13 protein-coding genes and 2 pseudogenes are annotated in these 14,682 nt (G+C 58.8%); 4 read left to right on the top strand and 11 right to left on the bottom strand.

Annotation, left to right across the window (positions count from 1 at the left end; all coding sequences use genetic code 11):
- The first annotated feature begins 39 nt into the window (after positions 1-39).
- Complete coding sequence (locus tag R0J92_RS15135; protein ID WP_106164878.1) at positions 40-537, top strand: TRAP transporter small permease subunit; 498 nt, start codon at positions 40-42, stop codon at positions 535-537.
- Positions 534-2,084 (top strand): TRAP transporter large permease, encoded by a 1,551-nt coding sequence (locus R0J92_RS15130; protein WP_411052251.1) that lies wholly within the window; start codon positions 534-536, stop codon positions 2,082-2,084. Before R0J92_RS15135 ends, R0J92_RS15130 begins: the two co-directional genes overlap by 4 nt.
- 117 nt (positions 2,085-2,201) lie before the next feature.
- Here the strand turns inward: R0J92_RS15130 and argE are convergent, their stop codons facing one another.
- The 4 genes from argE to R0J92_RS15110 all read right to left on the bottom strand — a co-directional run bounded on the left by argE (position 2,202) and on the right by R0J92_RS15110 (position 6,477).
- Positions 2,202-3,413 (bottom strand): acetylornithine deacetylase, encoded by a 1,212-nt coding sequence (gene argE / locus R0J92_RS15125; protein WP_411052250.1) that lies wholly within the window; start codon positions 3,411-3,413, stop codon positions 2,202-2,204.
- Complete coding sequence (locus R0J92_RS15120) at positions 3,410-4,900, bottom strand: tripartite tricarboxylate transporter permease (protein ID WP_411052249.1); 1,491 nt, start codon at positions 4,898-4,900, stop codon at positions 3,410-3,412. Before R0J92_RS15120 ends, argE begins: the two co-directional genes overlap by 4 nt.
- 12 nt (positions 4,901-4,912) lie before the next feature.
- Entirely contained in the window at positions 4,913-5,407 is a 495-nt protein-coding gene (locus tag R0J92_RS15115; protein WP_411052248.1) for a tripartite tricarboxylate transporter TctB family protein, read from the bottom strand.
- Between the two features lie 98 nt (positions 5,408-5,505).
- The gene (locus tag R0J92_RS15110; protein ID WP_106164873.1) at positions 5,506-6,477 is read right to left on the bottom strand and encodes a Bug family tripartite tricarboxylate transporter substrate binding protein; all 972 of its coding nucleotides are present in this window, start codon (positions 6,475-6,477) and stop codon (positions 5,506-5,508) included.
- A 120-nt stretch (positions 6,478-6,597) separates the two neighbouring features.
- Here R0J92_RS15110 and R0J92_RS15105 point away from each other — a divergent pair, with 120 nt between their 5' ends.
- Positions 6,598-7,509, top strand: coding sequence for a LysR family transcriptional regulator (locus R0J92_RS15105; protein ID WP_411052247.1), 912 nt, complete (start codon positions 6,598-6,600; stop codon positions 7,507-7,509).
- A gap of 79 nt (positions 7,510-7,588) precedes the next feature.
- Here R0J92_RS15105 and R0J92_RS15100 read toward each other — a convergent pair whose 3' ends face one another.
- The 7 genes and pseudogenes from R0J92_RS15100 to R0J92_RS15070 all read right to left on the bottom strand — a co-directional run.
- The gene (locus R0J92_RS15100) at positions 7,589-9,316 is read right to left on the bottom strand and encodes a SulP family inorganic anion transporter (RefSeq protein WP_411052246.1); all 1,728 of its coding nucleotides are present in this window, start codon (positions 9,314-9,316) and stop codon (positions 7,589-7,591) included.
- Positions 9,317-9,626: 310 nt separating this feature from the next.
- Positions 9,627-10,508 (bottom strand): MBL fold metallo-hydrolase, encoded by an 882-nt coding sequence (locus tag R0J92_RS15095; protein ID WP_411052245.1) that lies wholly within the window; start codon positions 10,506-10,508, stop codon positions 9,627-9,629.
- An 89-nt stretch (positions 10,509-10,597) separates the two neighbouring features.
- Positions 10,598-11,029, bottom strand: coding sequence for a DUF6691 family protein (locus R0J92_RS15090; RefSeq protein ID WP_106164869.1), 432 nt, complete (start codon positions 11,027-11,029; stop codon positions 10,598-10,600).
- A 3-nt stretch (positions 11,030-11,032) separates the two neighbouring features.
- Positions 11,033-11,464, bottom strand: coding sequence for a YeeE/YedE family protein (locus R0J92_RS15085; RefSeq protein WP_411052244.1), 432 nt, complete (start codon positions 11,462-11,464; stop codon positions 11,033-11,035).
- Positions 11,464-11,679, bottom strand: a complete 216-nt coding sequence (locus tag R0J92_RS15080; protein WP_411052243.1) for a DUF2892 domain-containing protein — start codon at positions 11,677-11,679, stop codon at positions 11,464-11,466. The genes R0J92_RS15085 and R0J92_RS15080 overlap by 1 nt, the downstream gene beginning before the upstream one ends.
- 96 nt (positions 11,680-11,775) lie before the next feature.
- On the bottom strand, positions 11,776-12,441 hold the full coding sequence (locus R0J92_RS15075) for a Crp/Fnr family transcriptional regulator (protein WP_411052242.1): 666 nt from the start codon (positions 12,439-12,441) through the stop codon (positions 11,776-11,778).
- Positions 12,442-12,857: 416 nt separating this feature from the next.
- Positions 12,858-13,269: pseudogene (locus tag R0J92_RS15070) on the bottom strand (IS3 family transposase); the annotation flags it as partial.
- 68 nt (positions 13,270-13,337) lie between these two features.
- Between R0J92_RS15070 and R0J92_RS15065 the strand changes: the two are divergent.
- Positions 13,338-14,322: pseudogene (locus tag R0J92_RS15065) on the top strand (IS110 family transposase).
- The last annotated feature ends 360 nt before the right edge of the window (positions 14,323-14,682 follow it).

The following is a 14,682-nucleotide window of genomic DNA, read 5'->3' as shown; positions in this document are numbered from 1 at the left end:
GAGATACGGGCGCCGGTATTCTATTGGGGGAGAGGCAGGATGCTAGGGATTGCGGATACGCTGGACGGTATCAACCGCGCGATAGCGGCGGTGATACGGTGGTTGGCGTTGGTGATGGTGCTTGTCCAGTTTGGCATCGTCGTCGGGCGGTATGTTTTTGGCGTAAACTCCATCGCCGCGCAGGAAAGCGTGCTCTATATGCACGCAACCCTGTTCATGCTTGCAGCTGGCTACACGCTTCTGGTGGACAAACACGTCCGCGTCGATGTGTTCTACGCCGCCGCCACCGAACGCGTCAAAAGGCGGATCGACATCTTCGGTCATCTCTTCCTGCTGCTGCCGTCAATGGCGGCGCTGCTTTTCTGGTCCTGGCCGTCTGTTCGGAATTCCTGGGCCATTCTCGAAGGCCCGATCGCGGTCGGCGGAATTGAGGCCGTGTTCCTTCTGAAATCCCTGATCCCGGCGTTCTGCATACTTGTGATGCTGCAATCCATCGCCCTTCTGATCCGCCTGTTTGCCGAGGAACAGCCCCAATGACCGCCTATCTCGACCTGATCATGTTCGCCGCTTTGATGGCGACAATCCTGCTGGGTTTCCCGGTCGCCTTCTCCATAGCGGGAGTGGCCGTGCTCTTTGCCTATCTGGGCTGGATGCTGGGCGTGATGGACATCTCCCTGATGGGCGCACTCAGTCAACGCGCCTTCGGGGTTCTCAGCAACGAAGTCCTGATTGCCATTCCACTGTTCGTCCTGATGGGCGCCATCCTTGAAAAAAGCCGCATCGCCGAGGAACTCCTCGATACCATGGGGCGTCTCTTTGGCCGACTGAACGGAGGTCTGGGGATTTCGGTGGTTCTGGTTGGCGCGCTGCTGGCGGCCTCGACCGGGATCGTCGGAGCAACTGTGGTGGCGATGGGCATGATCGCCCTGCCGACCATGTTGCGCTCGGGGTATGATCCACGTGTTGCGGCCGGTATCGTCTGTACGGCGGGCACCTTGGGGCAGATCATTCCGCCATCGACGCTTCTGATCATTCTGGCGGACGTGATGTCAAACGCCTACCAGCAAGCCCAATACGAACAAGGCAAGTTCTCGGTCGAGGCGTTGTCCGTCGGCCAGTTCTTTGCTGCCGCATTGGTGCCCGGGCTTGTTCTGGTAGTTCTGTATCTCGTGTATATCGTGGTGCGCGGCCTGCTGCGACCGCAGGACATGCCCGCCGCGCTGTCCGGCATGACACGCCCGAATCGCCAGGAAGTGATCGGCGCGGTTGTGCCGCCGGTGCTGCTGATCGTCGCTGTGCTGGGTGCCATTCTCGGCGGCATCGCAACCCCGACAGAGGCAGCGTCTGTGGGAGCAATCGGTGCGCTTCTTATGGCGGGACTGCGGGCCGGAGCCCCTGCCCGCGTCATTGCCATCGGCGCCTTCGCACTGATCCTGCTCGGCATTCTGTCAGGTCTGCACCCCGTCCGTTTGCAACGCAATGATCTGGATGGCTTCGATCTTGCAGCTGGCGCATTCTATGCGCTCCTCACCGTAGGCGGGGCCGTGGCGGTTCTTTTTGCCCTGCGCAGCGGCCTGCGCAAACGCATCCTGCACGAGGCCGTCACCTCGACCACGACGATGACCGCGATGATCTTTGCCACGATGCTTGCAGCTGGTGTGTTCTCACTGGTGTTCATCGGGCTGGGTGGGGAGGAACGCGTGGCACATATTCTGGAGAACATGCCCGGCGGACCAACTGGCGCACTGATCTTCAGCATGCTGTTCATCTTTGTGCTTGGGTTCTTCCTGGACTTTGTCGAAATCTCGGTGATCGTCCTGCCGCTGGTCACGCCCTCGCTTATCGTCATGGGCCATGATCCGATCTGGCTCGGGATATTGATTGCGATCAACCTGCAGACCAGCTTTCTGACGCCGCCATTCGGCTTCTCGCTGTTCTATCTGCGCGGTGCAGCTCCGGAAGAGGTCACCACAAGACACATTTATCAGGGTGTCATACCGTTCATCTTCCTGCAGGCGGTCGGGGTCATCTTGGTCTGGATGCTGCCCGGTCTCGCCACGTGGCTGCCGTCGGCCATCTTCTAAACGACGCTGACCTGTCGCAGGGTGCGGGCGCACCCCGCGACAGGTCAGCCAAAATGATCCAGCACGGCCAAAACATTGACCCGGAACTGCCCCTTGGAGCGGTTCCGGCTTTAGTGATCAGGCGCTGGCTGCAGCGGGCTTCTCTGCCAGATATCCGATGATGTCCCGCAGAAAATCGACACAGAGGCCCAGCTGATCCAGCTCGACATACTCATTGGGCCTATGTGCCTGTGCAATGGATCCCGGCCCGACGATCACTGACGGAATACCCCCAATCTGCTCAAACACACCGCCTTCGGACCCGTAGGAAACCTTGCCGCCCCACTCTGGCAGCAGATGCGCGTAGCGGGTGAAGCCGGCGGTGTTTCGGGCCTCCCCCATTGCGGGATAGGCGAAGATCCGTTCGAAGGTAATGCCGGTGCCTGCGACTTTCTCGGCCATCGGAACGCCGACGTCGGACTCGATCTCCGCCAGCAGCTTGGCCATATCCGCGTCAGGATCCATCTCGGAAATCGACCGAAGCTCGAAGGTGAAACCGCAGCTCTCTGGAGTGACATTTGTCGCCACGCCGCCTTCGATCATGGTCGCCAGCATCGTCGCATGCGGCACTGTGAAATCTGCGTCAAACGGCCCCTCGACCTTGTAGCGCTGCCCCCGCTCCGAAATCTTTGCAATCGCCTGCGCGGCGTATTCGATGGCGTTCACATGCTCTGGCGCAAAGGACGAATGCCCAGAGGTGCCCGTCACCTGCGCTCGCATGGCGATCTTGCCCTTCTGCCCCGTCACCAGCTTCATCATTGAGGGTTCGCCGATAATGGCGAACTCCGGTGGCACTGGCAGCGCCGCCAGATGCTGTGCGATCGCAGGCGCACCGAGGCAGCCCACTTCCTCATCGTAGGAAAAACACAAGTAGACGGGGCGGCTCAGTTTTGCCGCCGCCAGATCGGGCGCAACCGCCATCGCACAGGCGGCAAAGCCCTTCATGTCGCAGGCCCCACGGCCATAAAGCTTGCCGTCACGCACTTCGGCCACAAAGGGGTTGCTGATCCACTCAGGCTCATCCGCGGGCACCACATCCGTGTGGCCAGACCACACAACACCTGCAACAGCCTCGGGCCCGAAGGCCGCAATGAGGTTCGCCTTGGCGCCGGTCTCATCTGGAAGAATGGTGATGCGGGCACCCAGCTCGCCGAGATACGCGGCCATATGATCAATCAAGGGCCGGTTGCCGTTGCGGGATACCGTGTCAAAGGCGATCAGGTCGGAGAGATGTTGGGCCGCGCGGTCCTTCAGGCCCTCGGCGAAGGTGCGCTCGCTCTGGTGTGTCATTGTGAAACTTGTCTTTCTGTCTTTGATTTCCGGATCTCACGGCGCAGCGTGAAGCTGAGTGCGAACACGATCAGCACGGCGAAGATCCAGGTGATGGGGGAGGACAGCAGCACCGCCGGGTCCCCGCGAGAGATTGCCAATGCGCGGCGCAGGTTCTCTTCCAGCATCGGGCCGAGAATGAAGGCGATCAGGAAGGGCGCGGCCGGAATGTTCAACAGGAACATTCCAAATCCAACCAGCCCCATGACCAGCAGCACAGCCACATCAAAGGTACTCGACGCGATCGAGTAGATGCCGAAGATACACAGCAGCAGCACCAGCGGTGTCAGCAGCGTCTGCGGAATATAAGATACCTTGGCGAACATGCGCATGGTCGCCTTGCCTGCAAAGAACAGCAACACCGACGACACCAGCATACCGATCAGCAGCATGTAAACTTCGTGGATATTGGTCTGGAACAACAGCGGCCCAGGCGTCAGGCCCTGGATCATGAAGGCCCCCAGCATCACCCCGGTGATCACATCGCCCGGAACACCAAGCGCCAGCAGCGGGATCATCGTGGCACCACAGGCACCGTTATTGGCAGATTCCGACGCCGCGATCCCCTCAAGCTCTCCCTTGCCGAAGTTGGCGCCATTCTTTGAACTGCGCTGCGCCTCGCCGTAGGAAAAGAACGCCGCAGACGACGGGCCGATGCCGGGAATAGCGCCCAGGAATGAGCCGATCACCGACCCCTTGAGGATACTGCGCAACGAGCCCATGAATTCTTCGCGCGTCACATGCTGCGCACCCAATGTTGCCGCCTCTTCTTCTTTGGCCGCCCGCGTCACGACGAGCTTTATCAGCTCCGGCAGCGCAAAGAGACCGATCAGAACCGGCGCGATCGACAGGCCTGCCTGCATATCCGGAGTGAAGGCAAAACGGAACGATCCGTACATGTCCTCTCCGACCGTCGCCAACAGCAGGCCCAGCGCAGCCGAAACCAGCCCGAGCAAAAGTGAGTTGCCGGAGACGCCCGCAACCGTTGTCAGGGCAAACAGCATCAGCATGAAGAACTCAGGCGGGCCGATGCGCAGGGCGAGAACCGCCAGCGGTGCCGCAAAGAAGATCAATGATAGGTTCGAAATGAAATCGCCTGTCACCGAGGAATAAAGCGCCATATTCAGCGCTTTGCCTGCCTTGCCCTGTTGTGCCAGCGGATACCCGTCCAGCGCGGTACAGGCGGCAGAGGCCGTGCCCGGTGTCTTGATCAGGATCGCGGAGACCGAGCCGCCATAGGTCGAGCCCTTGTAGAGAGCGACGAGCAGCAGGATCGAGGGCACCGGATCCATGTAGAAGGTGAAGGGCAACGCCAATGTCACCGCCATGGTTCCGGTCATGCCGGGGATCGCGCCGACAATCACGCCGCCCCAGATGCCGGCAATCATGATCAGAAGGTTCTGGACGGTGGCTACCGCATAGAGCGCCAAGAGGATATCGTTGAGCATGAGGATCTCCGATCAGAAGCCGAAGGGCTTCGTCAGTACGCCCTTGGGGAACTGCGTGCCGAGCGAATAGTTGAAGAACAGAAGCAGCAGAACCGGTGCAACAAAGGACAGCAGCACGATCCACAACCGATGTTGTCGCTCCCCCGTCAGCAGAACCACGGTCAGGGTCAACAGCATGGTTGCGAGGAGAAAGCCGAGGTGCGGAAGCAGCCCCAGAAAGAGACCGAAGACCACGACCAGCCCGAGAAACCGAAGGACCATCTGCAATTGACTGCTGCCATCGGTCTCGATCCGCTCCTCGGCTGTGGTTGGCCGAGTGAAGGCAAGGAACAGCGCCAGCAGGCCAAGCCCGATTCCGATCATTGATACGGTACGCGGCCACATGTCCGGCGGTGGCGCAAAGCCCGGAATAAACGCGGGACGGGGGACGAATACGGGAACCAGAACGAAGGCGGTAAGCGCGAAGAAAGCTGCAATTATCAGCCCCCGCAGAACGGGCTTAGTCATAGCGATGCTCCTGGAGAAGAAGTCCTCTTGCGAGGAAAGCGGCGCGACCCCATCGGGACCGCGCCTGCGTGTTGTCGAGCGGCCCAGAGGGCGTGCCCTTAGTTCGGCAGGTAGCCGAAATCCTGCGCGAGCCCGTTGAACAGCTCGTATTGCGTCTTGGCATAATCGGTCATGTCGACATCACCGACTGTCGAGATGGAGCCACGACGTTTGGCCAGCTCGAGCCATTGTTCGTTGGTGGCCACATCACCGAGAACCGCATCCCATTTTGCAATGACGTCTTCCGGCAGATCCTTGGGACCATAAAGCGCGCTCCAGCCCGTGATCTGGCCCGCTTTCTCGTAGCCCAGCTCCTGTGCGGTTGCGACGTCGGGCAGCTTGTCCATACGCTTGGGCGCAAAGACCATAAGCGCCTTCAGGTCGCCGCTTTCGATATGCGGCATCAGTGACCCCGCCGCCATCGCGACGAAATCAACGTGACCGCCCAGCAGCGCCGTCGCCAGTGCGCCGCCCCCTTTGTAGGGCACCAGTGTCGCCGCCGTCAGCGGGTCGAGATCATTGTCGGCCAGCAGCGCCTGCGTGGTAAAGCCATCGATCGCTGTTGCGCCCGACGCCGCATAGGTCATGCCGCCCTGGCTTTCCTTGATTGCGGCGACCAGCCCCTCAACATCCTCGTAGGGAGCGTCCGCACGCACGGCGAGGATCATGGGTGTTGCTTCCAGCATGCCGAGGAACGTGTAGGCGTCCCAAGCCACGGCAGACTGCGGTGTCACAGCAGGCGAGAGCGCCATGCCGACACGCGCCAGCAACAGCGTGTAGCCATCTGCATCGGCCTGTGCGACAGACCGCGCGCCATTCATGCCGCCTGCGCCGGGCCGGTTCATCACTGTCACGGGTTGACCGAGCGCGGACGGTGCCGTCTCTGCCAATGCGCGACCGGCGAGGTCTGAGGCGCCACCGGGGCCGTAAGGCACCACCAGCGTCACGGCCTGTTCGGGGTAGGTCTGGGCCGCTGCCGGGCCAGTTGCTGCGATCACGGCTAGGGCGATCGAACCGATTAGTTTCTTCATTGTAACCTCACGTCTGGTCCGGGAAGCCCGGAACTGTTGGATCAGCGACACCATCCACAGTATGCGTGTATTGACAATGGGCAGTCATAAATTGCACAAAATGCATACTGAGGAGTTGCCATGTACAAGACACGCGAGTTGGAGGCCTTCGACGCCTATATGCGCCTTGGCGGCGTGAAGCTCGCGGCTGAGCATATGGACACAAGCCAGCCGATGATCAGCCGGCTGCTTTCAGGCCTTGAAGACAAAACGGGTTTTTCGCTTTTCTTGCGTAAACGGAACCGGTTGACCCCTACTCCGGAGGCGTTCCGTTTCCACCAATCCGTGATGCGCCATCTGGCGGGATTGCGCGACCTGGAACAAGAAGCGGTTGCCATCGCCAACGGACAAGTTGGTCACCTGGTGATCGCCGCTCAACCGGTCTTCTGCGATACATTCCTGCTTGATGCGTTGCGGAGATTCCGTGCAACGCATCCACATGCAACAGTGCAGATCGTTGATGTCGGCATGGCGGAACTGTTGCGGATGATCTCTGAACAGCGCTGTGATCTTGCCTTCGGCATCACCCTGAATGCCGACGCCTTTGGCGGCGACGCAAGACCGTTGGGCCGGTGCACCGCGCGCTGCATCATGCCGAAGGGCCACCCCTTGGGACAGGAAGACGAAATTCCCCTGCCGCGCCTGCGCAAGGAATGGTTTATCGATCTTTCCCCCGACAGCCCGTTGCGGCAACGCGTAGACAACATGATGGACACCATCGACGTCCGCCGCACGATTGCTGCTGAACTGCGCACGCTGCACGGCGTCGTGCGGCTCGTTGAGCGTGGCGTCGGAGTCGCCATTGTCGATCCTGTCGCCATAAGGTTGATTGATCCCGACAAGATCACTGCGCATCGACTCATTCCCGAAATCACTTGGGACATTGCGCAATTCGTACCGCGCGACCGCCCCCTAAGTGCGGTCGGTGAAGCCTTCGCCCACGCGATTTCCGAAGAACTTGAAAGCCTCAAGCGCCAAGGGCTGGTGGTCTGACTTTCGCTGGGCCAATGCTCAGCAGATCTGCAATTCGTCGCTTCGGTCAGAACTAGAATTCAGGCGATTCAAGCACCAGCTACCTTGCGGCAGGTTTCGCGCTCATCAAATGAGTCCATGCATCAAATTGTGAAAGAAACACATCACCGTTCAACTCATCAATAAAATGGGTTCTTTGCAGGCGGTCCATCACCGGCCCCTTAACCTCTGACAAGTGTAGACCGACCCCCATGTCGATCAGCCGCAAGTTGATGGCTTCGAGGCTCTCCAGCGCGGAAAAGTCCACTTCATTGACTGCAGAAAACATCAGGACAACATCCTTAATGTCGCATCCGGTTGTGACGCGAGACTGCACGAGTGTTTCCAAAAAGCGCGCGTTCACGAAGTAAAGGCTTTCATCCACCCGCAAGCTCAATACATGGGGGCTGGTTTCAACGGCATGCCGTTTCACGTTGCGGAAATGCTGGGTGCCCGGGACAAGCCCGACCTCGGCCACATGAGGTCGTGACGTCTTGTAGAGATGCAGCAGGATCGAAATCGCCACGCCGCTGGCGACGCCCACTTCCACCCCCATGCCAAGAGTGAGCAAAATGGTGGAAACAACGGCCGTGAAGTCAGCCCGCGCATAGTCCCATGTCTTTTTCAGGATCGAAAAGTCCACGAGCGACAGCACCGCGACGATGATCGTAGCCGCGAGGGTCGCTTGCGGCAGATAGAAGACCAACGGTGTCAACGCGAAGGATGCGATTGCAAGACCGATGGCGGTGTAGATCCCCGCGGCTGGTGTCTCGGCCCCTGCATCAAAATTCACGATGGAACGTGAAAAACCTCCCGTGACCGGAAAGCCCCCCGTGAAGGCTGCACCCAGATTAGCCGCGCCCAGCCCGATCAGCTCCTGATCCGGATCGACCCGCTGACGCTTCTTGGCGGCCAGTGTTTGTGCAACGGAAATACTCTCGACGAAACCGATTACAGAAATCAGGATTGCAGGCACCAAGAGCGCGCTTATCAGATCCGGGGACAGGCCGGGCAACGTCAGGGGAGGCAGGCCTTGCGGCACGCTACCGACAACGCTCACCCCTGCCTGATCCAGCCCGAATGCCCAGACTGCAAGCGTTGTCGCCACCACTGCTGCGACCGGGCCCGACTTGGCCACGAGGTCCGTCAGCAACGGTCCGGCCCCCAGCCCTTTCAGCAAAGGTTTCAAATTGCCCCGGACCCAGAACAAGAACCCCGTCGCGCTTGTCCCGACCACGACTGTGATCCAGTTGATTTGATCGAGATGAGCCAAGAGTGATCCAAGCATTTCCGGCAATGTATGCCCATGGGCGCTGACACCGAGGATGTGTTTCAGCTGGCTGGTCGCGATCAGGATACCCGAGGCGGTGATAAAGCCCGCGATCACCGGGTGGCTCAGAAAATTGGCCAGAAACCCCAAGCGGAAGACACCCAAGAGTAGAAGAAACACCCCCGACACCCCCGCGAGTGTAAGCGCCGCAATGGCGTAGCCAGCTGTCCCTGCCTCTGCCACTTGCCCAATTGCAGACGCCGTCAGCAAGGACACCACCGCGACCGGCCCCACGGCCAATGAGCGCGAGGTCCCAAAGATGGCATAGAGCATGATCGGCGCAATTGATGCGTAGATCCCTGCCTCGGGCGGGAGGCCAGCCAGCAGCGCATAGGCCAAAGATTGTGGGATCAGCATTATCGTGACGATCACTGCGGCGACCATGTCGTTGGACAACGCACTGCGGTCATAGTGCCGCCCCCAGGAGAGGATCGGCAGATAGCGTGAAAAAGAGATCATCAGAGAGTCAATTCAATAAGGGGCATAACCTACACCACATGCGCAGTTTGCCGATCCATCCATTCTTGCGGGAAAAGGCTGAGACGAAACCGCCGCGACCCAGATGCCAGCCGTATTGCCGATCAGGTTTTCCAAGGTAAACGGGGAACAGTTCTGTCGGTGAGTGTCTTGTTATCAGTCGGAATACGTCGGGCGGCATCCGTCACGTCATCGCCAACCGCGCTGATAGCGTTCATGCCCGCGCGCATGAAAAGCGCACGGACGGTCCTTCCTGCCGAGGCAGTGCTGACGTCCATGACCTGTCTTGCACTTACAGACCATTCACCGGCACTTTGAGCATCGGGTTCCCGTCCTTGTCCGTCGGCACCTCGCCCGCGCGCATGTTCACCTGCAGCGACGGAATGATCAGTTTGGGCATCCCCAGCTGCGCGTCACGTTCGGTGCGGAACTTCACGAAGTCGTCCTTCGTCTTGTCGCCGCCGACATGGATATTGTGAGTCTTTTCTTCGGCCACCGTGGTTTCCCACTGAATATCGCGTCCGTTGGGACCGTAGTCATGACACATGAACAGGCGCATATCATCCGGCAGAGCAAGCACTTTCATAATGCTCTCATAGAGTTCTTCAGCGGAACCGCCGGGGAAATCACAACGGGCCGAGCCTCCGTCGGGCATGAACAAAGTATCTCCCACGAATGTGGCGTTGCCCATGACATGCACCATACAGGCGGGTGTGTGACCCGGCGTGTACATGGCGAAGGCCTGCATGTGGCCGATCATATAGGTGTCGCCATCCTTGAACAGGGCATCAAATTGACTACCATCACGCTGGAATGCCGTGTCTTCATTGAACACTTTTCCAAACACATCCTGCACGACAGTAATTTTTTCGCCAACTCCGATCTTCCCTCCCAGTTTGTCCTGGATGTAGGGTGCCGCGCTCAAATGGTCTGCGTGTACATGCGTCTCGATAATCCATTCGAGCTTGAGGCCTCGGGCTTCAATCTGACGGATCAATTCATCCGCGTGATCAAAGGTGATCCGGCCCGCAGCATAATCGATGTCCATGACACTATCGACAATCGCGCAGGAATTGGATGCCGGATCTTTGACGATATAGCTGATTGTATTTGTTGCTGCATCGAAGAAGGCCTGAACGTCAGGTTTGACTTCCATGTTCACAGGATAGGTCATATTGGGTCTCCTTGCTTGCAAACGCGGTCATTGATTGCGCCCTAGGTGCATCATCGCACTGTCGACCGCTCGGATATAGATACGACATCTCATTGCGGGACACGAGCAGGCCACAGGTTGTCCAAAACACGCCTGAGGACAAGACCCACGATCACTGCAACGACAAACAACACCACTTCCCAACGCCCCGTTCCCAGTGCAGGCAGCGCCGCACCCGGACAAAAGCCAGCGATCCCCCATCCGATGCCGAACAAAGCAGAACCGCCGAGAAGCTTACGATCAATCCGAGTACTGCCCGGTATCTGAAATTGGTCGTCGAACACTGGCTTTGAGCGCCGCCAAACCAGACGGTAGCCCAATGCGGTCACAATCAAAGCGCCCCCCATCACGAAGGCAAGACTTGCGTCCCATTGCCCGGCGACATCAAAGAAATTCAGAACTTTGGCCGGATTCATCATGCCCGAAAGTGCGATTCCGATGCCGAAGACAAGGCCCGTCAGGCCAGCAAATATCACTTTCACGGGTCAACCTCCAAACACGTGGCGAATGATGAAAACGGTGATGGCCGCCGTAGCCATAAAGGTCGGGACCGCGACAAGCGACCTGATGGACAGCCGCGAAAGCCCACAGACGCCATGGCCAGACGTACATCCCGACCCGAGACTTGCCCCAAGTCCGACAATAACGCCGCCGATGGCGATCATGGCCGGGCTGACGGGCACATCAACCTGAGGCATGCTGCCGCTCACAAGGAAGATCACTCCGGGAGCCGCGATCATGCCGACGACCAGAGCGCCCCGCCACGCAGCCTCGCTGCGGTTTTGCGGTAGAACCAGACCGGACATGATCCCGGTTGCCCCAAGGATCCGCCCCAACCCAAGCATCAAGAGTACCGCGCCAAGACCAATCACGAGGCCACCGCCAAATGAGGCGAAGGGTGTAAATGCCGTCTCCATTAGCACACCCGGCAGGTTCTAAGACCGAAGATGCTATAAAGCGGACACATGCGTAACGCTGCGACAATCAGCATGACAGCGCCAACACCGGCGGCCGCTATTTTCGACAGGCCAGCGTCGAAGGCGGGCAAACCGCTAAGAAAGGCGAGATATAGGAGCGCGACGCCAAGTATGGCGCGTAGAATGCGGTCAAAGGTGCTGACGTTGGTGGACATGATCGTCTCCTCAGGTGAAAAACTGATAAACACATATGACTTTATCAGCGCCCCTTCAGTGACATTGTCACGCAAGTCGACGACCCTGAAACCGCGTCATGCACTTTGCGCGATCGTGGCGAGACCCATCTTGTCTGACAAGCTTATCACGCCGCGAGATTGCGCGATCAGGTCCCGTTTTTGAAAATCATGCAGCACACGTGAAATTACTTCACGCGCGGTCCCAAGCTCGCTCGCCAAATCCTGATGAGTCGCACGAACCTCTTTCCGGCCCTGGCCAAGTGTCAAAAGCCGCTCTGCCAGACGCACGTCGATCCGGCCAAAGGCAACGTCATCCACCACGCGCAACAGGTCAATCAAACGGCGCGAATAGGCCGCGAACACAAAGTTGCGAAACGCGTCTTCTTCCGCCGCAAGGCGATCAAAGGCAGTCTTGGGCAACAGGATGGCGGTTACATCAGTTTCAGCAACGCCTTCGGCATTATAAGCCTCTTCAGCCAGCATACAGGCGGTCGTCAGAACGCAGCTCTCGCCTGCATCCACGCGGTACAACACGATCTCCCGCCCGTTCTCCGAACTCTGTGATACGCGGATACGGCCTTCGTACAGAAAGAACAATCCGTCAGGCACGCTCATGGGCCCAAAGACTTGATCGCCGCGTGAGAACTTGAGAATGCGCGCTGTTGCATTCAATCGCCTTCGCACATCAACAGGTAGAGCGGCCGTGCCCTCGAAGCGTTCTGTCCAATCAAAATCTGTCATTCGACACTGCCCATCTTCGGGAATTATGTGACAGATGGCAGCCTGAGCTAAGAGCGGACCTGGCTCATCTGGTTGGTGTGATTATGCGGCGGTTTTTCGGTGAAGCAAGCTCTGGGTGTCTATGGTCTTCCGTTGGACCCTTTCTGGTTTCTTGAGGATGGTCTGCCTGCGCCCAAAAGGAAGATCGGCCGGAGGCATGTCTTGCAGTGACCTACCTCCTGCCGCTCAGTCAGTCATAACGAAGGTCCGCAGGTTGGGTTAGGGAATTCCGGTTCTGGGCCAGCGCAAGCGGGCCGGGCGCGACGCCCTCAAGTTCTTCAAGCATCCGGCGCGCTTGCTGCGGTGTCTGGTTGGCCATCGGGGTCCTTGTGCCACGCGCTCACTTGCGACCGCCTCGCCTTTTCACGGACAGGCTCCTCGCGGTAGATCCGGTAGACTCGTTTGTGGTTCCAGCCATAGCCCTGCACATTGCGCAGATACATATAGCAAAGGCAAAAGCCCCAGTTGCGCTTGTGTGCGGTCACACGTTCCAGCCAATCGGCGATCTCATCATTCTCATCGCTCAGGATTGGGCTGTAGCTGTAGCAGGTCTCGCTGATCCCGAACGCTCTGCACGCCAACGCGATGCTCACGCCGTGCCATGCGACCGCATTCACGGCCACCTTTCACCGCAGAGACGGCCTTAACGCTTTTTCCAAGGGCTTCCTTCGGCAGATCGCTCTGCATGCTCATCTCAGCATACATGCGCTTCAGACGTCGGTTCTCTTCCGCCATATCATTCATTTCGGAAATCAATGATGCATCCATTCCGCCAAACTTCGCACGCCACGTGATGGGATGGACGGCTCTCCCACCCCCGACGCAGGATTGAGCCATAGGACACATAGGAGGGAAGAATGACCATCAAGATAATCGGGATTGATCTCGCCAAGGACGTATTTGAACTTTGCGGGTTGGATGTGAACGCAGAGATACTACTGCAAGCCGTTAGGGAAATTCCGGCCTGCGTGATCCGTACCAAAGCCTGTACCGGGGCCTTCTTTTGGCAGCGGCAATTTGAGGCCCTCGGTCATGAAGTCCGGATCATCGCGCCCCAGCATGTTAGATCCTTCGGGCGGCGGCAAAAGAATGATCGAAACGATGCCGAGGTGATCGCCATTGCAGTCACCCAGGCCCGCATGCGCTTCGTACCGAAAAAGAGGATCGCGCAGCAAGACATCCAGACCCGGCATCGGGCTCGTCGACGCAGGGTCAACCACCAAACTGCTCTGGTCAGTCAGATGCGGGGAATACTCTTGGATCATGGCATCGCCTTTGGCCAATCGATCACGCGTGCACGGCGCATGATCCCGGAGGTTATTGAAGACCTTGAAAATGAACTCATCGCTCTTTGCCGAGAGATTCCGTCATCCCTTTTGGAATTGATGACAGCGATCGACAAGCCGGTGCAAGCGTTCGACCGTCGTATCGACCAGCTCTTCCGCGCGAATGCGGCCTGCCAGCGCGCCGGTCGGACCCGAGGCGTCGGCGCCAAGACGGAGACCGCCGTCATCGCCGCAGTGGGGATGGGCACGACTTCGACAACGTGCGCCACATGGCCGACTGGCTGGGTTTGGTCCCGCATCAGCATTTCAGCGGGGATAGAACGATACTCATGGGGATCAGTAAGCGAGGCGACCAGCACTTGCGAACCCTTCTGCTCCACGTTGCGCGAGCTGTCGTGAGACCCCTGCCGGGAAGACGGATCGGTTTAGCCAGTGGGTGAACGAGCTCAGGGAACGCCGAGGCACGAACCGTGCCATCGTTGCTGTCGCAAACAAGAACGCGCGCATCATCTGGGTGTTACTTGCCAAGAACGAGGAATACCGGCCCGCAGTTTAAGGCGGATCGGTTCGCGGAACGGTTCAAGGTGCCGGCGAAAGAGGAAATGACCCGACCGGACGGACCCGGTGCATGGAGACCCTGGCTTTCATATAGACCCAAGAGGCCGACCATTCGTTGAGGGCCATGCTTCGCGGATCACCCATTTGGGCGCGCCGCCATCGACCGGCGACGCCGGATAGATGTCAGCACCCGTCACGCTCGATGACCGCCTCGAAACGCTTGGCCGTCCATAGATATCATAGCTGGCGGTGCTCATTCCATGCTCACGACAGAGCTCTGAGTGAACCGCCCCAAGTTTGCCGGAGGCTGGTTGTGGTTAGTTGCGCGGTCGTGTCTTCAGTTTCCAGCGGCGCTTAG

Source organism: Tritonibacter sp. SIMBA_163 (assembly GCF_046535935.1).
GTDB classification, from domain to species: Bacteria; Pseudomonadota; Alphaproteobacteria; order Rhodobacterales; family Rhodobacteraceae; genus Epibacterium; species Epibacterium scottomollicae.
This window is presented reverse-complemented; position numbering and strand designations above follow the sequence as displayed.